The following is a 24,057-nucleotide window of genomic DNA, read 5'->3' on the forward strand; positions in this document are numbered from 1 at the left end:
TCTCCTAGCAAGCACGAAAGCAAAGAAGGATGGAGCGGGGTGTTGAGTCTTGTCGATCAGCACTCAGACCATGATTAACCCCAGGCAGTTCGCCGTTATACTCGCGCCTCTGTTTGGGAGCCAGCATGAATTCTTTGCCAATTGATGAAGTTTTGCCTGCACTGCGCGAGGCCCTGGCGGCGCGCCATGAAGCGGTGCTCGAAGCCCCGCCCGGGGCCGGCAAGACCACCCGCGTGCCCCTGGCGCTTCTGGATCAGGACTGGCTGGCAGGACAGACCATCCTCATGCTCGAGCCTCGGCGGCTGGCGGCACGGGCCGCCGCCGAGCGCCTGGCCAGCGAGCTGGGGGAGAAAGTCGGGGAAACCGTGGGCTACCGCATCCGCCTGGACAGCAAGGTCGGCCCGCGCACCCGTATCGAAGTGGTCACCGAAGGCATTCTCACCCGTCGCCTGCAGGACGACCCGGCCCTGGAAGGGGTGGGGCTGCTGATCTTCGACGAATTTCACGAGCGCAGCCTGGATGCCGATCTGGCCCTGGCCCTGAGTCTCAATGGTCGCGAGCTGTTCCGTGACCAGCAGCCGCTGAAGATCCTGTTGATGTCGGCGACCCTGGAGGGCGAGCGGCTGTCCACGCTGCTGGGCGATGCGCCGATCCTGCGCAGTGAAGGGCGCATGTTCCCGGTGACCCAGCGCTGGGGGCGCCCGTTCCAGCCTGGCGAGTTCATCGAGCCGCGAGTGGTGCAGACGGTTCTGGAAGCCCTCAATGATGAAAGCGGCAGCCTGCTGGTGTTTCTCCCCGGGCAGGCGGAGATCCGCCGGGTCCATCAGCAACTGGCCGAAGCCCTGGGGCCGCGCGACGATATCCTGCTGTGCCCATTGCACGGCGAGCTCGACCTGGCGGCCCAGCGCGCCGCCATCGACCCGGCCCCGGCGGGCCAGCGCAAAGTGGTGCTGGCCACCAACATTGCCGAAACCAGCCTGACCATCAACGGTGTACGGGTGGTGGTGGACGCGGGACTGGCGCGGGTCCCGCGCTTCGACCCCGGCAGCGGCATGACCCGCCTCGACACCCAGCGCATCTCGCGCGCCAGCGCGACCCAGCGCGCCGGTCGGGCCGGGCGCCTGGAACCCGGCGTTTGTTATCGCTTGTGGTCCGCCGATCAACAGGAACAACTGGCCGCCTATGCCAGTGCGGAGATTCTCCAGGCCGACCTGGCCGGACTGGCCCTGCAACTGGCGCGCTGGGGCGTGGCGCCGAACCAGCTGGCTTGGCTGGACGCGCCGCCCGGTGCCGCCTATGCCCAGGCCCAGGATCTGTTGCGGCGCCTGGGAGCGCTCAACGACGACGGCACCTTGACCCGCCACGGCCAGGCCATGGCCGAGTTGCCGGCCCATCCGCGCATTGCCCACTTGCTGTTGCGTGGCCAGTCCCTGGGGCTGGCGCAGATGGCCTGTGACGTCGCGGCGCTGTTGGGGGAGCGGGACATTTTGCGGGGGGGCGGGGCCGATCTGCACAGTCGCCTGGTGCTGCTTTCGGGAGAGGAGCGAGCGGTCCGCGGTGCTCAGGGCGGCGTACAACGAGCACGGCAACTGTCGCGTCAATACCGCAGCTACCTGCGTGGGCAGGCAGAGTCCGCCGTCAGCGATCCCGAGCATCCGCGTTGGCTCGGGGCTCTGCTGGCCCTGGCCTATCCCGACCGCGTGGCCCAGCAGCGGCGTCCCGGTGGTGCCGAGTATCGTCTGGCCAACGGCCGCGCGGCGCAGTTCAGCGAAGCCGACAACCTGATGAAACAGCCCTGGCTGGTGGTGGCCGACCTGGGCAGTCGCCAGGGCCAGCGTGAAGAACGCATCTACCTGGCAGCGGATTTCGATCCGGCGCTGTTCGACAGCGTGCTGGCGGAGCAGGTGCGGACGGTCGACCAGTTGGACTGGGATGAGCGCGAAGGTGTGCTGCGCGCCGAGCGCCAGCGCAAGGTCGGTGAGTTGGTGCTCGACCGTGAGCCCCTCAGCGGCCTGGACGAAGCTGCCCGTTGCCGGGCCCTGGTCAATCTGGTGCGGCGCAAGGGACTGGAGCTGTTGCCCTGGACCCCGGAACTGCGCCAGTGGCAGGCCCGGGTGATGTTGTTGCGCCAGCTCGAGCTGGCGGACAAGGGTGAGAGCCAATGGCCGGATGTCAGCGATGGCGCCTTGCTCGAAGGTCTGGAGCAATGGCTGCAACCCTTCCTGGGCAAGGTGTCGCGCCTCAGTCATTTTGCCAATCTGGAGCTGGCCAGCATCGTTCACAACCTGCTGCCCTGGCCGCTGCCCCAGCGCCTGGACGAGCTCGCGCCGCACCATCTGACGGTGCCTTCGGGGTCGTCGATCCGCCTGGACTACAGCGAGCAGCCGCCGATTCTGGCCGTGCGCCTGCAGGAGCTGTTCGGTCTGTCGGACACCCCGCGGATTGCCGGCGGGCGCCAGGTGGTCAAGTTGCACCTGTTGTCCCCGGCGCGGCGTCCGGTGCAGGTCACCCAGGACCTGGCCAACTTCTGGCGCAGCACCTATGCCGAGGTCAAGAAGGACCTCAAGGGGCGTTATCCCAAGCACTACTGGCCGGATGACCCGTTGATCGCCGAGGCGACGGCCCGGGTCAAACCGCGCAAATAGACAGCGGGGCTTACTGGGCCGGTAACAGAAAGCGCGCCAGCACCGGCAAGTGATCGGAGATGCGCAGGGTATCGTCCTGGCGCACCCGGGATTCGACCCGCTTCAGGCGCGGGCTGTAGAACAGGTAGTCGACCGTGCGATCCGGGCCGTCCAGGTTCGGGTCGTTGGGGTAGTGGGTCAGCCAGCGCGCACGGTCGACGCCGCTGGCCTGGGTGTTGCTGGGGATCATCGGGTACTTGTCCCACAGCAGGTGCAGCGGGCTGTCGATCTGATACGGCGCGCGCTGTGCCTCGCTCAGGCGTTGGTACTGGCCCAGGGGCAGCAGGTTGAAGTCGCCGCCAATCAGCCAGGGCGTGCCGCGGCTTTCCAGCTTGTCCAGCACCTTGGCAATGGCCGTCACTTGCCTCTGTTGTGTGTCGTCGGCCCGCTGCGCACGTTCCAGGTGGGTATTGAGCACCACCAGTTGGCCGCCGTCGCTCAGGGGCAGGTAGCTCAGGAGCAGGGCGTCCTTGGGCTGGAATTGCCGGCTGATGAGCGGCTGTGGGGCAATCGGCAGTTGCAGGCGTTCGGCGTGTTCGATGCGGTAGCGGCTGAGGGTCGCCAATTGCCGGCCGACGCTGCCAAAAATGTGCGGGGAGGGCACGAAATCGGCCTTCCAGTCGTAAGCCTGGGTGCTGCAGGGATACAGATCGGTGACCCGCTCCTGCAGCAGCTTGAGCTGATCCTGGTAGGCGCTGGCCTTGGCGCCGTTGTCCACTTCCTGCAGCAGCACCAGGTCCGGTTGTTCGTCGCGGATCACCCGGGCCACTTCGTCGAGGCTGAAGGCCATGTCTTCCAGGGTCGGGCGTTCATCCTCGCCCCGGGCCTGGTCGTTCCAGAACACGTAGCGCTTGCCGGCCAGGTATTGCAGGTTCCAGGTCATCACCTTGAGCGCCTGGCCCGGCACCAGTGGAGCGGCTTGGGCGCTGCAACTGACCGTCAGGGTTTCCTTGGGCTGCGGACGCCAGGTCAGGCTGTAGATCAGGCTGGCCAGCACCAGGCCGATCAGTAGCAGGCTCAACAGGGTGATGCGCAGTAGACGGGTCATCGGCTCGGCTTATGGCGTTGCGGGATGGGCCGGAGCATAACCGAGTGCGCCGCCCTCACCCAAGGGGCAGAGCGGTTGCGCAGCGTTTCAGCGCTGGTCCGACTGCTCGTTGATGAGCATGAACAGGCGGAACAGCACCACGCTGGTGAACAACTGCAGGAAGCTGTAGGCACTGTCCAGCACCAGGCTCAGGATCGGGTTGTGCGGTTCGGGATAGGCGGCTTCGCTCGCCCCCTTGAGCAGCCACAGCGGGGCCATGACCGCCAGGATGCACAACAGGATGCGCAGGAAGTGCCCGCGGCTCAGGCGCAGGCTTTCCTTGATCGCCGCCAGGGGCGCCAGGCCCTTGAGCACCAGCAGGTACTCGGCGAAGGCCAGCACCACCATCAGCCACAGCCCCGGCAGGAAATACAGCGACAGCCCGAGCAGAATCAACAGCGTGCTGACCGCGGTCAGCAGCGCGAAGCGCGGCCACAGGCTGAGGGCCATGGCCCACAGATCGCGATTGCGGGGCGACAACCCGCGAGTGCGGGCATCGAGAAACAGGATCAGCGCACCGGTGTACAAGGGATACAGCAACAGACCCACCACCACGCTGGAGCCGGGGAAGGCCTTCTCGCCCAGGGCGCTGCTCACGCCCTGCTGCAACAGCGCCTCGAGAATCACCAGAGGCAGGCACAGTTGGGCGATGCGGCCGAGATTACGCTGGAAGAAATAGAAAGAGTCGCGCAGAACATCTAACGGAGTCATTGATGGGGATCGCAGTTGACCAAGCGGTTTGACACTTTAACCGATGCAGGCCCTCCGGGAGCAAACGTAAACCTTGAGTAAAGACCATTGAAAGTCGTCGCCCCAGCCCCATAACTGGTGCGTACCGCAGCCCTGTGGGGGCGCGGACCAGATTTTTACCGGCAATCTAAAGAGGTCGCCATGAACAGCGAAGAGCAAACCCTGATCGATGGACTGTTTTCACGGTTGCAGCAAGCCGAAACGGATTCAGCCCCGCGTGATGCCCAGGCCGAGGCGCGGATCAAGGAGCATCTGACCCGCCAGCCTGCGGCCGGGTATTTCATGACCCAGGCGATCCTGGTGCAGGAGGCTGCCCTGAAAAGCCTCGACCAGCAGAACAAGCAACTGACCCAGCAAGTGCAGCAGCTGCAGGCCGAGCTGCAACAGGCCCGCTCCCAGGCCGCAGCGCCAGCTCCGGCGGCGAGCGGCGGTTTTCTGTCGAGCATCTTCGGTGGCTCCCGCGAGCCGCAGCCGGCGCCCGCGCAGGCCCCGAGCGTGGCGCCATCCTCCGGCGGAGGCTGGCGTGAGCCGTCGCGTTCGTCCTTTGGTGCACCGGCCCAGCAGGGCTTTGGCGCGCCGCAGCAGAACTATGCGCCAGCACCTGCTCCGGCCGCGGCCGGCAGCGGCTTTCTCGGAGGCGCCTTGAAAACCGCTGCCGGCGTGGCCGGCGGGGTGATGCTGGCGCAGGGCATCAGCAGCCTGTTCCACAGCAATCAGCAACCCCAGGAAATCGTCGAAGTCATCAAGGAAGAACCGGCGCCGGCCAGCGATAACAGCGGCTGGGGCAATGACGATCAGCGTCTGGCCAACAACGACGCCTGGGGCGGCAACGACCAGGGCGGCTTCAGCAACGCCGACTACGGCAGCGACGACAGCTCGTTCTTCTCCGACGACGACTCCTTCGTCTGACCCACCGTCGGTCCGGGGCAGGTGCCTGCCCCGGACCGATTATTCGCGGAACATTCCTCGTGACTGGCATACTGGGCGACTTTTTTCGGGTCTTGAGCCCCGTTCCAGCCCCCGCGCTGCTGCGCCATGAGGATTAGCGGTGAAAAAAATCGCTGTGTTCGCCGATGTCCAGAACCTCTACTACACCGTTCGCCAGGCCTATGGTTGTCACTTCAACTACGCGGCGCTGTGGGCGGATATCAGCAAGCAAGGGCAGATTGTCGAAGCCTATGCCTATGCCATCGATCGCGGTGACAGCAAGCAGCAGCAGTTTCAGCAGATCCTGCGCAACCTGGGCTTCACGGTAAAACTCAAACCCTACATTCAGCGCAGCGACGGCTCGGCCAAGGGCGACTGGGACGTGGGCATCACCATCGACATCATGGACGCCGCCGCCCAGGTCGACGAAGTGGTGCTGGCCTCCGGCGACGGCGACTTCGACCTGCTGCTCGAGCGCATCATCCACAAGCATGGGGTCAGCGCGGTGGCTTATGGCGTGCCGGGCCTGACCGCCAATTCGCTGATTCGCGCCGCCACGCGCTATGTGCCGATCGAAGGCGCCCTGCTGCTCAAGAGCTGATCATTTTTCATACGGAGCTGCACAGGTTTGGAACGTATTGCCGTCATCGACTTTGAAACCACCGGAATCTCCCCGAGCAGCAGTTGCCGGGCCACGGAAATCGCCGTGGTGATGCTTGAGCAGGGGCGCATCGTCGAGCGTTACCAGAGCCTGATGAACGCCGGGGTGCGGGTGCCGGGCTTCATCGAACAGCTGACCGGCATCAGCAACGCGATGTTGCGCAGCGCACCGTCGGCGGAGCAGGTGATGAACGAGGTCAACGAGTTTGTCGGCACCACGCCGTTGCTGGCCCACAACGCGGCGTTCGACCAGAAGTTCTGGGATTTCGAGCTGGGGCGGATCAAGCGCACCCGTTTGCAGAATTTTGCCTGTTCGCTGTTGCTGGCCCGACGCCTGATGCCGGCGGCCCCCAACCACAAGCTGGGCACCCTGACCCAGTACGCCGGCCTGCCCCACACCGGCCAGGCGCACCGGGCCATGGCCGATGCGGAAATGGCCGCCAACCTGGTGGCACACCTGGCGGGCGAGCTGCGGCACACCCATGGCGTGCGTGAGCTGTCCCACGACTTTCTCTGCAAACTGCAGAAAGTCCCGGCGGCCAAGATCCCCGAGCACCTCAAGCGTCAGCGCGGGGGCTGAGCCCAGGCTCCGGATTCATTTGCCGTTGCTTTCCAGTTGCCCCAGGGGCACCCGCCGTTCGATGGCGCTGGACAGCACGATGGAGGTCTTGCTGAATCCGAACTGGGCCACACGGTTGATCAGCTCTTCCAGCTCCGGCATCGACCCCACTGCCGCCTGCATGATCACGCAGGGATCGCCGGTCACCCGATGGCATTCGGTGAGCTGGGGGATCTTGATCAACTCGTCATAGTTCTTCTGGTTGCCATGCTGGGCCAGGCGCAGTTCGATCACGCATTGGATCGGCAGCCCAACCTTGGCCATATCGACCTTGGCCTGGTAGCCGGTGATCACCCCGCTGGCCTCCAGCTTGGCGACGCGCTCGGCCACCGCCGGCGCCGAGAGGTTGACCTTGCGCGCCAGCTCGGCGTAACTCGCCCGGCCGTTTTCCAGCAGGCTGGCCAGGAGCAAGCGGTCGTATTTGTCCATGGATGGCTCCTGATCGGACCGACTTTCGAAAGCACGGTATTTAGCGCAGAACTCCATGCTTTGGAAAGTGTACTGCCCTTATAAACAGGTTTTGTAACTTAAGTTCACCAGGTCGCCTTTCTAGAATAGTGTTCCTCCTGCCTGCTCCGAGCTGCCTCCCATGCCTGGCCAAAGCCGTTTTTCCCTGCCGTTGATCGCCGCTTTCTTTGCCTTGTACGTGATCTGGGGGTCGACCTACCTGGTGATCCGCATTGGCGTCGAGTACTGGCCGCCGCTGATGCTCGGCGGCGTGCGCTTCATCATCGCCGGCAGCCTGATGTATGCCTTCCTGCGCTGGCGCGGGGTTCCGGCCCCGACCTGGGCGCAATGGAAGGCCGCCGGGATCATCGGCGTGCTGCTGCTCAGTTGCGGCAATGGTGCGGTGACGCTGGCCGAACACTCCGGGGTGACCTCCGGCGTGGCGGCCCTGGCGGTGGCCACGGTGCCGCTGTTTACCCTGCTCTGCGGCTACTTCTGGGGCGCGCGCAATACGCGCCTGGAGTGGGCCGGCATCCTCCTCGGGATGATCGGCATCGGCATGCTCAACCTGGGTTCCAACCTGCAATCCAGCCCGCTGGGGGCCGCGCTGCTGCTGTTCGCCGCGGCGGCCTGGGCCTTCGGTTCGGTGTGGAGCAAGCACCTGCCGCTGCCCCAGGGAGCCATGGCCAGCGCGGCGGAAATGCTCGTCGGTGGCGTGGTGCTGATGATCGGCAGCACCTTGAGCGGCGAGCACCTGGACGCCATGCCGCCCCTGGAAGGCTGGCTGGCCCTGGCCTACCTGGCCGGCTTCGGTTCGATCATCGCCTTCAACGCCTACATGTACCTGCTCAAGCACGTGCGGCCGGCCGCGGCCACCAGCTATGCCTACGTCAATCCGGCGGTGGCGGTGCTGCTGGGGATCGTCTTTGTCGGTGAAACCATCGGCATCGAAGAGGCCCTGGCCATGCTGGTGATCATCAGCGCGGTGGTGCTGATCGGCCTGCCCCAGTGGCGCAAGCCGAAAGCCGCGGTGCAGCAAGAGGTGGCCTGATCAGCCGGCTGGTGCCTGGCCGGCAAGGTTCTGGCGGAGAAAGTCGCCGATCAATTGCGCCGCCTGCCGGTGCAGGGCCTGGCGATCCGCGCCATCGCCATCCCGGCAGATGATCTGGTCCCCAGGCGCCTGCTCCTTGAGCAAGGCTGCGGCGTCCGGTTTGCATAGCTGCATGAAGCTGAAGTGGCTGGCATCGGCCAGGACCTGATAGCGCGAAGGCGGGGACGCCAGATGGGCGTTCAGGTAGCCCGACTCTTCTTCCACCGGCATGTCCGCGATGTTCACTCCGGCCCCCAGGACCAGGATCGGTGTCTTCAGCGTCGACACACTCTCGGGGGTAAAGCCACGGGCGAACCCCAGGTCCAGCGCGACGACGGTCTTGACTCGCGGGTCCCGCAGGTCTGCGCCGAGAGGGCCTTGGTGCTCCGGGGTGATCCCCAGTTCGGGCGCCAGTCCGCACAGGCGCGGATTGGGATGCAGCCGGCATTCCTCCAGGTAGCGTTGCGGGCTGTAGCGGGCACCAGCCAGCGCGGTGACGGTCCAGCCGCCCAGGGAGTGGCCGATGGCGGCGATGCGCTGCGGGTCGACCGTGCCGGCCAGGCTGTTGTCGCGGCTGAGCTCGTCGATGACCCGGCTCAGGTCGCGCGGGCGTTCCCAGAGCTTCGCGGCTTCTGCGGGGCGCTGGTCGAATGTGCTGGTGCCCGGGTGATCGGGGGCCGCGACTATATAGCCCTGGTCGACCAGCTCGGGTACCAGCCAGCTGAGGTTGCGCCAGTTGCCGCGGTAGCCGTGGGACAGCACCACCAACGGGTGTGCGCTGCTGCTGGGCGGGGCATCCTGGATCGTGGTCAGGCCCTCGAAAATCCGGTTATCGGCCGAGGTCAGGGCGGGGGAGGAGGCCGTGGTGGGGTACCAGAGGGCGACATGCAGGGGGCGCTGCTGACTGGCGTCCGCCAGCGTCACTTCACGAAAGCCGATGAGTTCGGCGGCCTGCACCTGGGACAGACACAGGGAAAGGCCCGCTAGCATCCATGCGGACAGGGCAGATTTGCGCATTCGGATCTCCATTGGCAAAGCATCGGTGTTCTGCCAGTGGGGGCGCGCCTTGGAGGAGTCGACGGCGTTCAGCGGCAGAGGGCGGACGACGACTGATGGCAGTCGCCGCCCATCCTTTTACCTGAAGTGGCCGGGAAAGGGTGACCGGATTGCGGAGCAAGCGGTCACGCCTCTGGCATCAGTTACAGGCGCCGGCGTCGCGCCAGACCTTGCCACTGCCTTCGCCACCGACAGTGGCAGCAGACGGCTCGTTGCCTTTGGTCCACCAGCGGGCGATGTAGTAGCGGCCGTTGTGGCTGACCTTGTCGTTGGCCAGGTAGGTGCCTTGACGGCTCCAGGCGCCCAGGCAACCGGCTGGCGTTTCCACGCTGTCGGCCAGCACGGTCACGCTATGGTCGCGGCTGACCGTATGGCTGCCGTTGCCCAGGTTCAGGGTGAAGCGGTAGCTGATGTCCTTGTCGCTCTTGGGCGCGACAAAGATCAGTTTCGACCCCGAGGCCTGGAAGGCGACGCTGGGCGTCACGGTCCATTGGTAGCTCAGCGCCAGGCCGGCCGGATCGGTGGAGCCGGCGGCGTCCAGGGTCACTGTTTCACCGCCCTTGGCCTGGCTGACGCCGGCGATGCTCGCCAGCGGCGGCTTGACCGGCGCCGGCTTCTCGGCCAGCACCTTGACCTGATGCACTCGGGTAGCGCTGTGCTTGCCGTTGTTCACTGTCAGGCTGACGTTGTAGATCACGTCCTGGGCAGCCCTCGGGGCGACGAACTTCATCAGGTCGCCAGCGGCTTCAAAGGCGACGCTGGGGCTGATGCTCCAGCTGTAGCTGAGCTTCAGGCCCGCCGGGTCGCTGGACCCGCTGGCGTTGAGGTAGACCGTTTCGCCCGGCTTGGCCTGGCTGGTACCGCCGATCACGGCTACCGGCGGTTTGACTTCCTCCACCGGTGGCTCGACCGGTTTCTCACCCTCGCTCTGGCACGGGCCCAGGTCCCGCCAGACCTTGCCGGCGCCGTCCGGGCCGGTGGTGCTGGCCAGGCCCGGCTCGGCGCCCGATGTCCACCAGCGAGCCTGGTACTGACGACCTTTCCACTGCACCACATCGTTGCCGACGTAAGTGCCCCTGAGCGTCCATTCCGGTTTGCAACTGGCGGTGCCGGCCTTGCCCTTGATCAGCATCTCGTGGGTCCGGGTGCTGCTCTGCTTGCCGTTGCTCAGGGTCAGGGTGAAACGGTAGCGGGTGTCTTCCTGTAGTTCCGGCGCGGTGAAGCTGATGCGCGCGCCGTCGTAGTCGAAGTCCAGGCGCGGCGAGGCTTCCCAGGCGAAGCTCAGGGCATTGCCCTGGGGATCGCTGGAGGCCGAGGCATCGAGGACGATCCTGTCCCCGGCGTTGGCTTCGGTCTTGCCGCTGATCACCGCCACCGGAGGTTCACCGGCATTCACCGGCTTGAGGGACGCGGCCTTGACCTCGTTGTCGGCGCTGAATTCGCCGTCGGCCAGCAGGGTCCAGGCGCCGTTGGCACTGCTGCTGCCATAGACCTGATAGCCCTTGATGTTGCCGCTCAGGCCGGCGTCCTGGCGCGGCAGGTAGTGCAGTTGCGAGAAGCGGCTGTCGGCCCCCAGGTCGATCAGTATTTCATGGGGGTAGCGCGCCCCCGCCGCCGTGCTCCAGTAGGAGTTGGGGTTGCCGTCGATGGCGTGGTTGCCGACCGCTGCGCCAGGCACCGCGCTGCTGGTGGACACAACCTTCCAGCTCTCGCGGGGCAGGGCCTTGCCCTTGGCATCCACCAGCAGCAGTTCGGCGACGCTGGCGTTGTCCTTGCCGTCCACCGCGGAGGTGGCGACGAATTTCAGGTAGCGGCCCTGGGCCGTGTCCTGGGTCAGACCATAGGCGTGGCCTTCAAGCACCTGGTCATGAGTGGCCCGGTTGTCGGTGTTGACCGCCAGGTACCAGCGTCCCGGCTGCGGGTCGTTCACCCCCAGGGACACGTTGTGGCTGCGTGCCGAGCGATAGTCGTAGCTTGAGCCGCTGGGCTGGGCGCCGCGCTTGAGCAGCAACTGGATCTGGCCGGCCTTCTCGGTGAGTTCGCCGTCCACCACGGTGAATACCAGGCGCCGGGTGCCTTCGGGCACATCCACCGGGAAGTAGCGGGTCTGGCCGCTGGCCAGGCTGACTTTCTGGTTGAGGATCGAGGTGCTTTGCTCCTGTTCGAGCGGGACCACGGAAGGGCTGTAGGCCGACATCAGCGCCGCGTTTTCCCGCCAGACCCGGGCCATGTTGGCGGTTGTCGCGTTGCCCAGCGGCACGCCGCGGCTGTCCTTGACGTCCGGGTTGGAGAAATAGCCCACATGGTTGCCGCAGAGGATAGTGCCGACCCGACCGTTGTTGTAACCGAAGCGGTAGTGGCTGCCATCGGAGCAGTGGCTACCGCCGATGTTGTGGGCCAGTTCGTGACGGAACACGGTGGACGATTTGATGGAGTTGATGGTGTAGCGCCCGGGTAGCTGGCCCCAACCCACAGCGGTGTTCTCCCCGGGGATGCCAACGACGAAGCTGGCGACCACGTCCGGGCTGTAGCGGCGCATGCCTTCGGCGAAGACGTTGCGCACCTGATTCACGTTGGGGCTGGTGATGGCGACATCCTTTGGCACAACTTGAGTGCCCACCAGGCGCAGGCGCACGCCCTGCACCTTGGACTGTTGCAAGGCGCGGTTGACCGAGGCCACCTGGACCAGGGCGTAGGCTTCGTGGTCACCGATATAGTCGGCGGCGGCCTGGGAGAACCCGGCCAGCAGGTCGATCACGGTTTCGCCCTGGACGTTGCGGTCGACCTGGAAACTGCGCAGGCCGCTGCGTGATTCCTTCTGGGCTGGCGGCTCGCTGCCGTCATTGGCGATGTAGTCGACGCTCGACGGGTCAAAGGCCGCCCCGGGGTCGAGGTGGATCAACGACTGCTGGCCGTTGGCGTCGCCGCGAATGATGGCATTGGCGTCCGGCAACAGGGCGAGAAAGCTGCCGTCGGGACGCGCGGCGAGGGTCATCTCTCCGGGGGCGCTGAGGGTGCGGGCACGTCCTTCCAGCTGGCCGGTCATGACCCGCAGATCCTTGAAGGTATCGTCCTGTTGCGGAACCAGGCTGCGGATGCGCATCCCGGTGACTTGTTGCAGCTGTTCGGTGCCGGTTTCGGCCGCGCCGAATGGCATGGCCCTGGCACCGGGCATCGGCAGGTTGATGAAGTGACCCTGGATCACCGTCGCGCCCTGAGTCGCATCGGGAGTGGGCTGGCCGACATCGGCCTGCACCATGCCCAGGGGCAAGAGCAGGGCGGCGCCCAGGCTGGCGCCCCAGAGGCGGGTAGCGCGGGACAAGGCAGTCAATCTGAAGCTCGACATAACTATTCCTGGAGAGTCTCGGCGCGGTGCGAAACCTGGCGAACAGGACCGCTAAAGCGTCCGCGCTGAGAAGGTGGATAAGGAGTTGTGCCGGCGGAGGGCATCATAGGCAGGGGCGCTCCGGGCGTACATCGAACAGGGGGCTTTTCGTACCGGTCCTAGACGCCCGGGTGGGGCGCTGCTGGGGGCGGGGCGCCAATCGTCCTGGGCGGCCAAGCACTGACATGCAGCGCGCTGCAGGGGCCTCGGCGAGGTCACGCAGACGGCAGCCGACAAGGGCCGCCGTCTGCGCGGGGGGAGGGGGCTGGTTGCCGGGGGCGTGAAGCCTCCGGTGAAAGTCAGTGACAGGGCCCGAGGTCGCTCCAGACCTTGCCGCTGAAGTCCGGCCCGGTGAACGTCGGGTTGCCCGGCTCCTGGCCTTGGGTCCACCAGCGGGCGAGGAAGAAGCGCCCGTTGTGGCTGACTTTCTGACCGCCCAGGTAGGCCGTGCTGCGATTCCAGGCACTTGTGCAGCCGGGCGCCGTTTGCGGCGGGGCGAGGACCGTGACGCTGTGCTCGGCGGTGGTGGTTTTCTGGCCGTTGTCCACGCTCAAGGTGAAGCGATAGCGGGTGTCCTGCTTGAGCAGCGGCGCGCTGAAGCTGATGCGCGCGCCGTCAAGCTCGAAGTCCAGTGCCGGCGTGACATGCCAGGCAAAGCTCAAGGCTCGGCCTTGCGGGTCGCTGGAGCCCGAGGCATCCAGTTGCACCCGTTCATCGGCGTTGGCCTGGCTGCGACCGCTGATCACGGCGACAGGTGGCTGGATGGCCGCGACCGGCTTGAGGGCAACGGACTTGACCTCGTTGTCGGCACTGAACTCGCCTTTGGCCAGCAGCGCCCAGGCGCTGGTCGGGCTGTCGCCGCCATACACTTCGTAGCCCTTGATATTGCCGGCGGCATCGTTGTTTTGCCGCGGCAGGTAGTTCAAGGAGGAGAAGCCCCGCTCTGCTCCGAGGTCGATGATGATCTCGTGGGGATAGCGGGCGCTGCCCGAACTCCAGTACGAGCTCGGTTTGCCATCGACGAACCACAGGCTGTTGTCGATGCCGGAAGTCTTGCCGTTGACCGAGTGGACGCGCCAGCCGCTTCTTGGCAGCGGCTTGCCCTTGGCGTCGGCCAGCAGCAGTTCGGCGATGCTGGCGACGTTGCTGCCGTTGATCGACGACGTGGCGACAAAGCGCAGGTAGCGAGCCTGGCTGGTTTCCCGGGTCTTGGCGAAGACATGGCCTTCAAGCAACTGGTCGCTGGCGCTCTTGTTCTTCTCGGCTCGTACCCCGACGTACCAGCGTCCGGGCTTGGGATGATTGACCCCCAGGGCGACGCCATGGTTTTCCAGGGTGCGGTAGTCATAGTCGCTGACGCTGGGGCGGGCGCCGTGCTTGAGCAGCAGTTGCACCTTGCCCGCACGTTCATGGCGCGGGCCGTGGTTGATCGACAACGCCAGGCGCTCGGTGCCCTCGGGAATGTCCAGGGCCTCGTAGTGGATCGCGTCCCGTCGCAGGTCGATGGATTTGCTCAGCAGCGGTTGGGCTTCCTCGTGATCCATGGGAATCACCGCCGGGCTGTAGGCGGACATGCGCTGGGCCCCTTCACGCCACAGGCGGGCCATGTTGGCGGTGCCCAGCTGGCCCAGGGGTACGCCCAGGTTGTCCCTGACATCCGGGTTGGAGTAGTAGCCCACGTGGTTGCCACACAGGATCGTGCCCACCCGGCCGTTGTGGTAGCCGAAACGGTCGCTGCTGCCGTCCGAGCAATGATCGCCGCCGATGTTGTGCCCCACCTCATGGCGGAAGGTGGTGGGGGACTTGATGTTGTTGATCGAGTAGCGGCCGTTGATATTGCCCCAGCCGAGCATGGTGTCGACCCCCGGGGTGCCGACGAAGAACCCGGTCACCAGGTCGGGGCTGTATTGCCGCATGCCCTCGGCGAACAGGGTACTGACCTTGCGCATGGTGCCGTCGGGGCCGGAGGTGATCGGGTGATCCTCGGCAATCACCTGGGTGCCCACCAGGCGCAGGCGCACCCCGTCGATCAGTGACTGGCGCAGGGCATGGTTGACCGAGGCGACCTGGGCCAGGGCGTAGGCTTCGTGGTCGCCGATGTAGTCGGCGGCGGCCTGGGAGAAACCGGCCAGCAGATCGATGACGGTTTCGCCCCGGGCGTTGCGGTCGATCTGCAGGCTGCGCTGGCCGTCACGGGTTTGCAGCAGGTTGGGCACTGGCGGTTCGGCGGGCTTTTCGTAGTCGATGTTGCCGGGAGCGTGGGAGTGTCCTGTCTCGGCCGGGATCAGCGTCTGCCGACCGTCGGCATCACCGCGAATGGTGGCGTTGGGCAGCAGGGCGATGAAGCTGCCATCGCTGCGCGTTGTGACCACGACGTTGCTTTCGTTGTACGCCAGGCGGCTGGGGCCCTGGGCCCGGCCCACCAGGACCTTGATGTCCTTGAAGCGATCGTCCTGGTCCAGGCGCAGGGCGCCGATGCTCAGGCCGGTGGCCTGGGTCAGGCGCTGGGTACTGGCGGCCGGTGCATTGCGCAGCCGGGGATCGGGGTTCAAGGCCTGGATGTCGATGAACGGGCCGCTGATCGCCGCGGCGTTGTCAGCGGCAGGTGTGACGGGGGATGTCTCGTGGGCCAGGACCGGATTGGCCAAGGGCATGAGCAGGACGGCACCCAGGCCGGCTGCGCGGATGGCATCGGCCAGGGAAAGGGAAGGCAATGTGCGATGAGGCATGACCACTCCGGGAAAGGCACAGCGCAGCGCGAAACCTGTATTGGGAATCGTTGGGTGACGGGCGCTGATGGGATGGATTCGGGAGGTTTGCCGGCGCGGTGAATGTTATGAATCGACCTGTTGCTTGTACATGTCCGCCAGGCCTTTTCGGTCATGTACGAGGCGGTGGATGGCCGGCGATGCCAAGCGGCGGTCGGGAAAGCAAGCGCGCAAAAGTGCGGTAAACTGCCGGCCATTGCCTCTTCTGTGCTGACTTTTTCCTACGGTACCCCCAATGACATTCGCCACTCTTGGCCTGATCGAACCCTTGCTGCGCGCCCTTGAAACCCTCGGCTACCAGACCCCGACCCCGGTACAGGCACAAGCCATTCCGGCGGTCCTGGGCGGGCGTGATCTGATGGCCGCGGCCCAGACCGGCACCGGCAAGACCGCCGGTTTTGCCTTGCCGCTGCTGCAGTTGCTGACCATGGAAGGGCCGAAGGTCGACAGCAATTCGGTGCGTGCGCTGATCCTGGTGCCGACCCGCGAGCTGGCCGAACAGGTTCACGAAAGCGTGCGCCAGTACGCCGAGCACCTGCCGCTGCGCACCTACGCGGTGTATGGCGGGGTCAGCATCAATCCGCAGATGATGAAGCTGCGCAAAGGCGTGGACCTGCTGGTGGCGACTCCGGGGCGCCTGCTGGACCTGTACCGGCAGAACGCGGTGAAGTTCAGCCAGTTGCAGACCCTGGTGCTGGACGAAGCCGACCGCATGCTCGACCTGGGCTTCTCCGAGGAGCTCAAGGACATCTACGCGGCGTTGCCGAAAAAGCGCCAGACCCTGCTGTTTTCCGCGACCTTCTCCGACGCCATCCGCCTGCTGGCCGGGCAGATGCTCAAGGACCCGTTGAGCATCGAGGTCAGCCCGCGCAACGTGGCCGCCAACACGGTCAAGCAATGGGTGGTGCCGGTGGACAAGAAGCGCAAGCCGGAGCTGTTCAGCCATCTGCTGCGCAAGAACCGCTGGAAACAGGTGCTGGTGTTCGCCAAGACCCGCAACGGCGTGGACGCCCTGGTGGAGAAGCTGCAGGGCCAGGGCGTGAACGCCGACGGCATCCACGGTGACAAGCCCCAGGCCACGCGCCAGCGCGCCCTGGACCGGTTCAAGGCCAGCGATATCCAGATCCTGGTGGCCACCGACGTGGCGGCCCGTGGCCTGGACATCGAAGACCTGCCGCTGGTGGTCAACTTCGACCTGCCGATCGTCGCCGAGGACTACATCCACCGCATCGGTCGTACCGGCCGTGCCGGCTCCACCGGCGAGGCGATCTCCCTGGTGTGCGCCGATGAGGTCAACCTGCTGTCGGCGATCGAGATGCTCACTCGCCAGACTTTGAAGCGCCATGAAGAGCAGGATTTCGAGCCCGAGCACCGGGTGCCGGAAACCGACGCCAGCGGTCAGGTGGTGAAAAAACCGAAAAAGCCCAAGAAGCCGAAAACCTCAGGCGGTGGCGGCAAGCGCAACCTGGGCAAGTGGGTGGACAGTGGCGAAGTGGCCGAAGCCCCGGCGGTGAAACCGGTGCGCAAGGTCCCGGCGTTCAACACTGGGCCGCGCAAGCGCAAACCTTGAAAGCAGCTACAAGCTGCAAGTTGTAAGCGGCCAAGTTCAGGTGAGCTTGCCGCTTGTAGCTTATGGCTTGCCGCTGCTGTTCAACCATTCGAGCATCCCCAGCCCGGCCCGCCGTCCGCTGGCAAAGCAGGCGGTCAGCAGGTAACCGCCGGTGGGGGCTTCCCAGTCGAGCATTTCCCCGGCGCAGAACACCCCCGGGATTGGCGCCAGCATCAGCCGTTCATCCAGCGCTTGGAAGGTGACGCCGCCGGCGCTGCTGATGGCTTCGTCCAGTGGCCGCGGGCGCACCAGGGTCAAGGGCAGCGCCTTGATCGCCGCCGCCAGGCGTGCCGGATCGTTGAAGGTGTCGGCGCCCGTCAGCTCCCGCAGCAACCCGGCCTTGACCCCCTCGATCCCCAACTGACTCTGCAGGTGCTTGGCCATGGAGCGCGAGCCACGTGGCTTGGCCAGGGCCGCCTGCACCTTGTCCCGAGGCTTGCCCGGCAGCAGGTCGATATGAACGGTCGCTTGCCCGTGCCGGAGGATGCTGTCGCGGATCGCTGCCGACAGGGCATAGATCAGGCTGCCTTCGATGCCGCTGGCGGTGATCACGCATTCACCCAGCCGAGGGATGTCGTCATTGAGGCCGATGGCCACGTTCTTCAGCGGCGCCCCGGCGAATTTGCTGCGCAGCAGCTCGCTCCAGGCACTGACCTCGAACCCGCAATTGCTCGGTTGCAAGGGCGCCACCTGCACACCGCGCTGTTGCAGCAGCGGCAGCCATGCACCGTCTGAACCCAGGCGCGACCAACTGCCCCCACCCAGCGCCAGCAGGGTGGCATCGGCCTTTACCGCGAGCTCGCCGTCGGGGTGCTGGATACGCAGGCTGCCGTCGGCATTCCAGCCCAGCCAGCGGTGGCGGGTGTGGATAACCACCCCGGCGTCGCGCAGGCGCTTGAGCCAGGCGCGCAGCAGTGGCGCGGCCTTCATGTCGGTGGGAAACACCCGCCCGGAGCTGCCGACGAAGGTGTCGATGCCCAGGCCGTGAATCCACTGGCACAAGGCCTCGGCGCCGAATTCGCGCAGCAGCGGGGCGATGTACGGGGCCCGCTCGGCATAGCGCGAGAGGAAGGCCGGGTAGGCTTCGGAGTGGGTGATGTTCATGCCACCGACCCCGGCCAGGAGGAACTTTCGGCCCACCGATGGCATGCCGTCGTACAGATCGACCCGAACGCCGGCCTGGCTCAGTACCTCGGCCGCCATCAGGCCGGCGGGACCGCCGCCGATGATTGCGACGTGGTGGGGCGTGGAAGAGTGCGATGCAGTCATGGCAGAGGCGGGGCTGAGGAAATAGGCCGGGCATTCTACCCGAGGTGCAGGGGGCTTGCTGGACCGATGCAGCCTGGTCAAAAACTGAGCATCGGGCTGCATGCCTTGTGTGCCGTGGGCTGGCGCGACTTTCGCGCAGGTTGTCCACAGGCAGCTCCACAGGGATTGGGGGTAAGCGGCCCACACCTGGATGACACCCTGATGAAACTGATCAAAAACTAGTCGATTGTCTGCAGGCCTTGCGCCGCGTGGGCTGTGGCGACTTTCACGCAGGTTGTCCACAGGCGGTTCCACAGCGATTGGGGGTAAGCGCTAGGGCGTCGCCGAACGCCAGATGCCGCTGATCAAAAAACAGGCGCCGCGCTGCAAGCCTTGTCGATAGAGGGCTGCAGCGTGTTTCACGCAGCTTATCCACAGGCGGCTCCACAGGGATTGGGGGTAAGCGACCCACAACACTGTGACCGTCTGATGGCATTGATCAAAAAACAGACGATTGCTCGCGGCCCCCGGAAAACATGAGCTGGCGGGGCTTTCTCCCAGGTTATCCACAAGCGGCTCCACAGCGGATGTGGGTAAGGCCGCGGGGTTCAGTAGCAGCCCGAGGATTCCCAGACCCGCTGTGCACTGTGATGGAGGATGCCGTGGCGCCGGGCCAGGGCCTGGCGGTCCTTGCTGTAGCCGCCGCCGATCACCCCGACCACGGGAATGTCGCGGCCCAGGCAATGGCGCATGACCCGTTCGTCGCGCTCGGCCACACCGGCATCGGTGAGCTTGAGGTAGCCCAGGGCGTCGTCCTGGTGCACGTCGACCCCGGCGTCGTACAGCACCAGGTCGGGCTGATACAGCGGCAGCAGGTAGTTGAGGGTGTCGTCCACCACCTTGAGGTAGTCGGTGTCGCCCATGCCCATGGGCAGTGGGATATCCCAGTCGCTCTGGGCCTTGCGTGCGGGGAAGTTCTTTTCACAGTGCAGCGAGACGGTCACCGCATCGGGGGTATGTTGCAGGATCCGTGCAGTGCCATCGCCCTGGTGCACGTCGCAGTCGAAGATCAGCACTCGCCCCACGCGCCCGCTTTGCAGCAGGTAATGGCTGATCACCGCCAGGTCATTGAAGATGCAGAACCCCGCCGGGTAGTCGTAGTGGGCGTGATGGGTGCCGCCGGCCAGGTGGCAGGCCAGGCCATGTTGCAGGGCCTTTTCGGCCGTCAGCAGGGAGCCGCCGACAGCGCGCACGGTGCGCCGGGCCAGGGCTTCGCTCCAGGGCAGGCCGAGGCGCCGCTGGTCTTCCCGGGACAACTCGCCGCTCATGTAGCGCTCGATATACGCGGGGTCGTGGGCCAGGGCGAGGATGTCGGCCGGGCACAGCTCGGGGCGCAGCAGGTCGGCGTCGCGGGTCAGGCCGCTGTCCACCAGGTGGTCGCGCAGCAGGCGGAACTTGTCCATGGGGAAGCGGTGTTCCGGCGGAAACTCGGGGCTGTAGTCGTCGTGATAGATCAGTGGCAATGACATGGCATTTTCTTAGAGGAACCCGTGAAGGATCCTACCAGCGATGTAGACTTGCACCCATGGAAACGGAGGGGCCCGATGGAGCCAATACTGCAACTCGAAAGCGCGCGCCTGTTGCTGCGCCAGTGGCGTGATGATGATTTGCCGGCATTTGCCGCTATGTGTGCCGATCCGCAGGTCATGCGCTACTTTCCCGCGCCCTTGAGTCGTCTGGAAAGTGCCGCGCTGATCGGGCGCATACGCGGGCATTTCGCCGAACATGGCTTTGGCCTCTGGGCGCTTGAACGTAAGGATAACGGTGCCTTTATCGGCTTTACCGGGCTGCTGGAGGTGGGCTTCGAAGCGACCTTTACCCCTGCGGTGGAGATCGGCTGGCGCCTGGCCCGGGAACACTGGGGCCTGGGGTATGCCAGCGAAGCGGCCTGGACTGCCTTGCGTTGCGCGTTCGATCGACTGGCCCTGGACGAAGTCGTGGCCTTCACCACCCGCAATAACCTGCCGTCGCAGAAAGTCATGCAGGCCATTGGCATGCATCACGCGGCCCAGGAGGATTTCGAACACCCTAAACTCGCCGCCGATCACCCGCTGCGCGAGCATGTGCTGTACCGCATTACCCGCGAACAATGGCTGGAAACCTTGCATGGATAGCAGGCGCGCACGTTTAGAATGTGCCGACGAGATACCTGGCCCCAATTGATAGACCGCCGCAGCCGAGATTGCGCGGTTTTGCCCTGTGTGAGGAGAGTCTGAATGAGTCATGTGCTGGATGATCTGGTCGATCTGTTGACCCTGGAAGCCATCGAGGAAAACCTGTTTCGCGGTCGCAGCCAGGACCTGGGTTTTCGCCAGCTGTTTGGCGGCCAGGTGCTCGGCCAGTCGTTGTCCGCGGCCAGTCAGACGGTGGAGGAGGCGCGCCATGTGCACTCCATGCATGGCTACTTCCTGCGTCCCGGCGACGCCGCCTTGCCGGTGGTCTACCAGGTGGATCGGGTGCGCGACGGCGGCAGCTTCAGCACTCGCCGGGTGACCGCGATCCAGAAGGGCAACCCGATCTTCACCTGCAGTGCTTCCTTCCAGTACGACGAAGAAGGTTTCGAGCACCAGAACAGCATGCCCCAGGTGGTCGGGCCGGAAAACCTGCCGTCGGAGCTGGAGATCACCACCCAGCGCGCGCACCTGATTCCCGAGCACATGCGCGAGAAACTGCTGTGCCCCAAGCCCATCGAAGTGCGCCCGGTGACCGAGAAGGACCCCTACAACCCGCAGCCGATGGACCCGGTGAAGTACGTCTGGTTCCGCGCCGACGGCGCCCTGGCGGACATCCCGGCGCTGCACAAATACCTGCTGGCCTACGCCTCGGACTTCGGCCTGCTGACCACCTCGATGCTGCCCCACGGCAAGTCGGTGTGGCAGAAGGACATGCAGGTCGCCAGCCTCGATCACGCCCTGTGGTTCCACGCCGACCTGCGGGCCGACGACTGGCTGCTGTACGCCATGGACAGCCCCTGGGCCGGCAATTCCCGGGGCTTTTCCCGGGGCAGCGTGTTCAACCGCTCCGGGCAACTGGTAGCCTCGGTGACTCAGGAAGGGTTGATCCGTCATCGCAAGGATTGGGCATGAGTCTTTCAGAGATAAAACACTGGGTGTTCGACATGGACGGCACCCTGACCATCGCCGTGCATGATTTCGCGGCGATCCGCGAGGCGCTGTCGATTCCTCCAGAGGACGACATCCTCACGCACCTGGCGGCCTTGCCGGCGGACGAGTCCGCGGCCAAGCATGCCTGGCTGCTGGAGCACGAGCGCGACCTGGCCCTGGGTTCGCGCCCGGCGCCGGGCGCGGTGGAACTGGTGCGGGACCTGGCCGGGCGCGGTTATCGCCTGGGCATCCTCACGCGCAATGCCCGGGAACTGGCCCACGTGACCCTGGAAGCCATCGGCCTGGCGGACTGCTTTGCCAAGGCCGATGTACTGGGGCGCGACGAGGCCCCGCCCAAACCCCATCCGGGTGGTTTGCTCAAGCTGGCCGAGGCTTGGGACGTGGCGCCGCAGCGCATGGTGATGGTGGGTGACTACCGCTTCGACCTGGACTGCGGACGCGCCGCGGGAACGCGCACGGTGCTGGTGAACCTGCCGGACAACCCCTGGCCGGAGCTGACCGACTGGCATGCCCGGGATTGCGCGCAGCTGCACGAACTGCTGTCGGCCTGAAGGCCTGCTCTCCGGCAAGCCGGCTGCTGCCCGCCCCGTAGGCGCCGGCTTGCCGGCGAAAGCGTCATGGCTGGCAGCGCCTTGGTCTAGTTGAACAGCGCCGCCTGCCCTTCGGCTGAGGTGAACATTCGGTCGCCGTCATGCCCGACGCCGGGTACTTCCACCAGCCGTTGTGGCAAGCCTTGGGGGTGACGCCGCATCAGGTAGTCGAAGTAGTTGCGTCCGCGAATCAGCCGATAGGCCCCCTGAGTCTCGGCCGCGCAGCTCTTGTCCAGGGCCGGGTGGTTGGGGTCGACGTCCTGCTGGCCCAGCAGGTAGGTGATGTCGCGCGCCACGTAGCCCTGTTCGAGTTGCGCCGGGGACTGCCCGGCGGCATAGGCCGGCAGCCGGTTCAGGCCATATTTCCAGTCATTGAAACCCGGGCAGTTGACCGGCGCGAATGCCACCGGGCGTGTGGCATCGAAGTAGGCGTAGGACGACGGATTGGCGATCACGAAGCGCAGGCCGATGCCGAGCTTTTCCAGCTCGGAATGCTTGCCGGTGGTCAGGGCATAGCGCTGCACCACCTGAGCGCCACCGGAGTGACCGGCGATCACCACTTCCTTGAGTGCGGGAAAGAGCCGGCGGTCCTGCAGGCGCCGGAGGATGGCGTCCAGCACCGCATAGGCGCTGATGGCCACGGGGCCGGCAGCGGGTTCGCCGGCCATCCAGGCATTGCCCTGCCAGCGCAGCAGCGTGGCCGGCAACGGATGGCGGGCGCTGTCGCCCTGGTTGAGAAACTGTGGGGCGATCACCAGGGTCGCGGCGCTTTGCCCGGCCCGTGCGGCAGCATTTTTGCCGCTCTTCAGGTAAGTCTGGGCGTTGCGCAGACGACCGTGAACGATGATCAGCGCCCGCTGTACGCCGGGCAGCGGCTGGCGCCAGTCCTGGCTCAGGCCCAGGGCCAGCTGCCCGCCCTCCAGGGGCAGGCGTCCGGGGCTGATGACCTTGACCCCGTGTTCAGCGGCCTGGGCGCTCAGGCTGCCCAGGCACAGCAGCAGTGCCAGCAGGCGACGCATCTACAGGCTCTTGGCGGCAAAGGTGTCGCACTGGCCGACCTGGCCCTGGCTGAAGCCGGTCTTGAACCAGCGCACCCGTTGCGCCGAGGTGCCATGGGTGAAGGAGTCCGGCACGACCCGGCCCTGGCCTTGCTGCTGCAGGCGGTCGTCGCCGATGGCGTTGGCGGCATTCAGGGCTTCTTCCACGTCCCCCGGTTCCAGCCAGTTCAGGCGTTGCTGGGCGTGGTAGGCCCAGACCCCGGCCAGGCAATCGGCCTGCAGTTCCTGGCGCACCAGCAAGCCGCCATCGCCTTCCATCTGCCGCCCTTGCTGACGCGCCGCCTGGATCTTCGCCGACACCCCGAGCAGGGTTTGCACGTGGTGCCCGACTTCGTGGGCGATCACATAGGCCTGGGCGAAGTCGCCGGCGGCGGAAAAGCGCTGGGCCATTTCCCGGAAGAAGTCCATGTCCAGGTACACCTGGCGATCGGCCGGGCAGTAGAAGGGCCCGCTGGCGGAAGTCGCCGCGCCACAGGCGGAGTTGACCCGGCCACGGAACAGAATCAGCTTGGGCGCCTGGTACTGGCGGCCGGCCTGCTGAAAGATCTGGCCCCAGGTGTCTTCGGTATCACCGAGGATGGCGCGCACGAATTCCGCCTGCTCATCGTTGGCCGGGGGCGCCTTGCGCGCCTGGGGGGTGGCCGGCGCCGAGGTCTGGCTGCTCTGGCCGAGCAATTGCCCGAGAATCTGCAGCGGGTCCTGGCCGGTGGCCCAGCCGATACCGACGATCAGCACGATCGCCGTCAGGCTCAACCCCTTGCCGCCGCCAAATCGCATGCCACCGCCACCGCCATTGCTGCTGTCATCTCGCACATCGACGACGTTGTCGCTGCGCCGGCCTTTTTTCCAAAGCATGGGGGAGTCCTCGTTTTTGCTGCTGGTCAGTGTTGCTGG

General features: G+C 65.8%; 19 protein-coding genes. 9 read left to right on the plus strand and 10 right to left on the minus strand.

The window, feature by feature from the left end:
- The first annotated feature begins 125 nt into the window (after positions 1–125).
- Positions 126–2,645, plus strand: a complete 2,520-nt coding sequence (hrpB, locus tag ACMGG8_RS07990; RefSeq protein WP_414159419.1) for an ATP-dependent helicase HrpB — start codon at positions 126–128, stop codon at positions 2,643–2,645.
- A 10-nt stretch (positions 2,646–2,655) separates the two neighbouring features.
- Here hrpB and ACMGG8_RS07995 read toward each other — a convergent pair whose 3' ends face one another.
- Positions 2,656–3,732: an endonuclease/exonuclease/phosphatase family protein gene (locus ACMGG8_RS07995; protein ID WP_414159420.1), complete on the minus strand. Its 1,077-nt coding sequence runs from the start codon at positions 3,730–3,732 to the stop codon at positions 2,656–2,658.
- Between the two features lie 87 nt (positions 3,733–3,819).
- The gene (locus tag ACMGG8_RS08000; RefSeq protein ID WP_108546176.1) at positions 3,820–4,482 is read right to left on the minus strand and encodes a YciC family protein; all 663 of its coding nucleotides are present in this window, start codon (positions 4,480–4,482) and stop codon (positions 3,820–3,822) included.
- 180 nt (positions 4,483–4,662) lie between these two features.
- Here ACMGG8_RS08000 and ACMGG8_RS08005 point away from each other — a divergent pair, with 180 nt between their 5' ends.
- The 3 genes from ACMGG8_RS08005 (at position 4,663) to ACMGG8_RS08015 (ending at position 6,688) form a co-directional block, all read left to right on the plus strand.
- Entirely contained in the window at positions 4,663–5,430 is a 768-nt protein-coding gene (locus ACMGG8_RS08005) for a DUF2076 domain-containing protein (RefSeq protein ID WP_108546177.1), read from the plus strand.
- A 139-nt stretch (positions 5,431–5,569) separates the two neighbouring features.
- The gene (locus ACMGG8_RS08010; RefSeq protein WP_060841231.1) at positions 5,570–6,049 is read left to right on the plus strand and encodes an NYN domain-containing protein; all 480 of its coding nucleotides are present in this window, start codon (positions 5,570–5,572) and stop codon (positions 6,047–6,049) included.
- A gap of 27 nt (positions 6,050–6,076) precedes the next feature.
- Positions 6,077–6,688 (plus strand): PolC-type DNA polymerase III, encoded by a 612-nt coding sequence (locus ACMGG8_RS08015; RefSeq protein WP_060841230.1) that lies wholly within the window; start codon positions 6,077–6,079, stop codon positions 6,686–6,688.
- Positions 6,689–6,703: 15 nt separating this feature from the next.
- On the opposite strand, the gene ACMGG8_RS08020 is transcribed toward ACMGG8_RS08015, so the two are convergent.
- A complete protein-coding gene (locus ACMGG8_RS08020) occupies positions 6,704–7,156 on the minus strand; it encodes an Lrp/AsnC family transcriptional regulator (protein WP_060841229.1) in 453 nt (150 codons plus the stop codon).
- A 160-nt stretch (positions 7,157–7,316) separates the two neighbouring features.
- On the opposite strand from ACMGG8_RS08020, the gene yedA reads away from it, so the two are divergent.
- Positions 7,317–8,225 carry a drug/metabolite exporter YedA gene (gene yedA / locus ACMGG8_RS08025; protein ID WP_060841228.1) on the plus strand — a complete coding sequence of 303 codons (909 nt, stop codon included), beginning with the start codon at positions 7,317–7,319 and terminating at the stop codon, positions 8,223–8,225.
- Here yedA and ACMGG8_RS08030 read toward each other — a convergent pair whose 3' ends face one another.
- The 3 genes from ACMGG8_RS08030 to ACMGG8_RS08040 form a co-directional block, all read right to left on the minus strand.
- Positions 8,226–9,281, minus strand: coding sequence for an alpha/beta hydrolase family protein (locus tag ACMGG8_RS08030; RefSeq protein WP_414159421.1), 1,056 nt, complete (start codon positions 9,279–9,281; stop codon positions 8,226–8,228).
- Positions 9,282–9,459: 178 nt separating this feature from the next.
- A complete protein-coding gene (locus ACMGG8_RS08035; RefSeq protein ID WP_414159422.1) occupies positions 9,460–12,666 on the minus strand; it encodes a discoidin domain-containing protein in 3,207 nt (1,068 codons plus the stop codon).
- A 338-nt stretch (positions 12,667–13,004) separates the two neighbouring features.
- Positions 13,005–15,434, minus strand: a complete 2,430-nt coding sequence (locus ACMGG8_RS08040) for a discoidin domain-containing protein (protein ID WP_414159423.1) — start codon at positions 15,432–15,434, stop codon at positions 13,005–13,007.
- A gap of 274 nt (positions 15,435–15,708) precedes the next feature.
- Here ACMGG8_RS08040 and ACMGG8_RS08045 point away from each other — a divergent pair, with 274 nt between their 5' ends.
- Positions 15,709–17,043: a DEAD/DEAH box helicase gene (locus ACMGG8_RS08045; RefSeq protein ID WP_414159424.1), complete on the plus strand. Its 1,335-nt coding sequence runs from the start codon at positions 15,709–15,711 to the stop codon at positions 17,041–17,043.
- Positions 17,044–17,103: 60 nt separating this feature from the next.
- Here the strand turns inward: ACMGG8_RS08045 and ACMGG8_RS08050 are convergent, their stop codons facing one another.
- Both ACMGG8_RS08050 and ACMGG8_RS08055 read right to left on the minus strand, forming a co-directional pair.
- Positions 17,104–18,351 carry a TIGR03862 family flavoprotein gene (locus ACMGG8_RS08050; protein ID WP_060844705.1) on the minus strand — a complete coding sequence of 416 codons (1,248 nt, stop codon included), beginning with the start codon at positions 18,349–18,351 and terminating at the stop codon, positions 17,104–17,106.
- A gap of 587 nt (positions 18,352–18,938) precedes the next feature.
- Complete coding sequence (locus ACMGG8_RS08055) at positions 18,939–19,859, minus strand: histone deacetylase (protein ID WP_414159425.1); 921 nt, start codon at positions 19,857–19,859, stop codon at positions 18,939–18,941.
- 75 nt (positions 19,860–19,934) lie between these two features.
- On the opposite strand from ACMGG8_RS08055, the gene ACMGG8_RS08060 reads away from it, so the two are divergent.
- From ACMGG8_RS08060 to ACMGG8_RS08070, 3 genes are all read left to right on the plus strand, one after another.
- On the plus strand, positions 19,935–20,504 hold the full coding sequence (locus ACMGG8_RS08060; protein ID WP_060841221.1) for a GNAT family N-acetyltransferase: 570 nt from the start codon (positions 19,935–19,937) through the stop codon (positions 20,502–20,504).
- A 102-nt stretch (positions 20,505–20,606) separates the two neighbouring features.
- A complete protein-coding gene (tesB, locus tag ACMGG8_RS08065; RefSeq protein ID WP_060841220.1) occupies positions 20,607–21,476 on the plus strand; it encodes an acyl-CoA thioesterase II in 870 nt (289 codons plus the stop codon).
- Complete coding sequence (locus ACMGG8_RS08070; RefSeq protein WP_060841219.1) at positions 21,473–22,066, plus strand: HAD family hydrolase; 594 nt, start codon at positions 21,473–21,475, stop codon at positions 22,064–22,066. Before tesB ends, ACMGG8_RS08070 begins: the two co-directional genes overlap by 4 nt.
- An 86-nt stretch (positions 22,067–22,152) precedes the next feature.
- Here the strand turns inward: ACMGG8_RS08070 and ACMGG8_RS08075 are convergent, their stop codons facing one another.
- Positions 22,153–23,124 (minus strand): hypothetical protein, encoded by a 972-nt coding sequence (locus ACMGG8_RS08075; protein ID WP_060841218.1) that lies wholly within the window; start codon positions 23,122–23,124, stop codon positions 22,153–22,155.
- The gene (locus ACMGG8_RS08080) at positions 23,125–24,018 is read right to left on the minus strand and encodes a neutral zinc metallopeptidase (RefSeq protein ID WP_060841217.1); all 894 of its coding nucleotides are present in this window, start codon (positions 24,016–24,018) and stop codon (positions 23,125–23,127) included.
- Positions 24,019–24,057 lie beyond the last annotated feature (39 nt).

It is taken from the genome of Pseudomonas sp. BNK-45 (assembly GCF_047456255.1).
GTDB lineage: Bacteria > Pseudomonadota > Gammaproteobacteria > Pseudomonadales > Pseudomonadaceae > Aquipseudomonas.

What these genes read in the sequence shown, in the direction of transcription:
- hrpB (WP_414159419.1), top strand. Translation starts at nt 126, where the DNA reads ATGAATTCTTTGCCAATTGATGAAGTTTTGCCTGCACTGCGCGAGGCC.
- ACMGG8_RS07995 (WP_414159420.1), bottom strand. Translation starts at nt 3,732, where the DNA reads ATGACCCGTCTACTGCGCATCACCCTGTTGAGCCTGCTACTGATCGGC.
- ACMGG8_RS08000 (WP_108546176.1), bottom strand. Translation starts at nt 4,482, where the DNA reads ATGACTCCGTTAGATGTTCTGCGCGACTCTTTCTATTTCTTCCAGCGT.
- ACMGG8_RS08005 (WP_108546177.1), top strand. Translation starts at nt 4,663, where the DNA reads ATGAACAGCGAAGAGCAAACCCTGATCGATGGACTGTTTTCACGGTTG.
- ACMGG8_RS08020 (WP_060841229.1), bottom strand. Translation starts at nt 7,156, where the DNA reads ATGGACAAATACGACCGCTTGCTCCTGGCCAGCCTGCTGGAAAACGGC.
- yedA (WP_060841228.1), top strand. Translation starts at nt 7,317, where the DNA reads ATGCCTGGCCAAAGCCGTTTTTCCCTGCCGTTGATCGCCGCTTTCTTT.
- ACMGG8_RS08030 (WP_414159421.1), bottom strand. Translation starts at nt 9,281, where the DNA reads ATGCGCAAATCTGCCCTGTCCGCATGGATGCTAGCGGGCCTTTCCCTG.
- ACMGG8_RS08035 (WP_414159422.1), bottom strand. Translation starts at nt 12,666, where the DNA reads ATGTCGAGCTTCAGATTGACTGCCTTGTCCCGCGCTACCCGCCTCTGG.
- ACMGG8_RS08040 (WP_414159423.1), bottom strand. Translation starts at nt 15,434, where the DNA reads ATGCCTCATCGCACATTGCCTTCCCTTTCCCTGGCCGATGCCATCCGC.
- ACMGG8_RS08045 (WP_414159424.1), top strand. Translation starts at nt 15,709, where the DNA reads ATGACATTCGCCACTCTTGGCCTGATCGAACCCTTGCTGCGCGCCCTT.
- ACMGG8_RS08050 (WP_060844705.1), bottom strand. Translation starts at nt 18,351, where the DNA reads ATGACTGCATCGCACTCTTCCACGCCCCACCACGTCGCAATCATCGGC.
- ACMGG8_RS08055 (WP_414159425.1), bottom strand. Translation starts at nt 19,859, where the DNA reads ATGTCATTGCCACTGATCTATCACGACGACTACAGCCCCGAGTTTCCG.
- ACMGG8_RS08060 (WP_060841221.1), top strand. Translation starts at nt 19,935, where the DNA reads ATGGAGCCAATACTGCAACTCGAAAGCGCGCGCCTGTTGCTGCGCCAG.
- tesB (WP_060841220.1), top strand. Translation starts at nt 20,607, where the DNA reads ATGAGTCATGTGCTGGATGATCTGGTCGATCTGTTGACCCTGGAAGCC.
- ACMGG8_RS08070 (WP_060841219.1), top strand. Translation starts at nt 21,473, where the DNA reads ATGAGTCTTTCAGAGATAAAACACTGGGTGTTCGACATGGACGGCACC.
- ACMGG8_RS08075 (WP_060841218.1), bottom strand. Translation starts at nt 23,124, where the DNA reads ATGCGTCGCCTGCTGGCACTGCTGCTGTGCCTGGGCAGCCTGAGCGCC.
- ACMGG8_RS08080 (WP_060841217.1), bottom strand. Translation starts at nt 24,018, where the DNA reads ATGCTTTGGAAAAAAGGCCGGCGCAGCGACAACGTCGTCGATGTGCGA.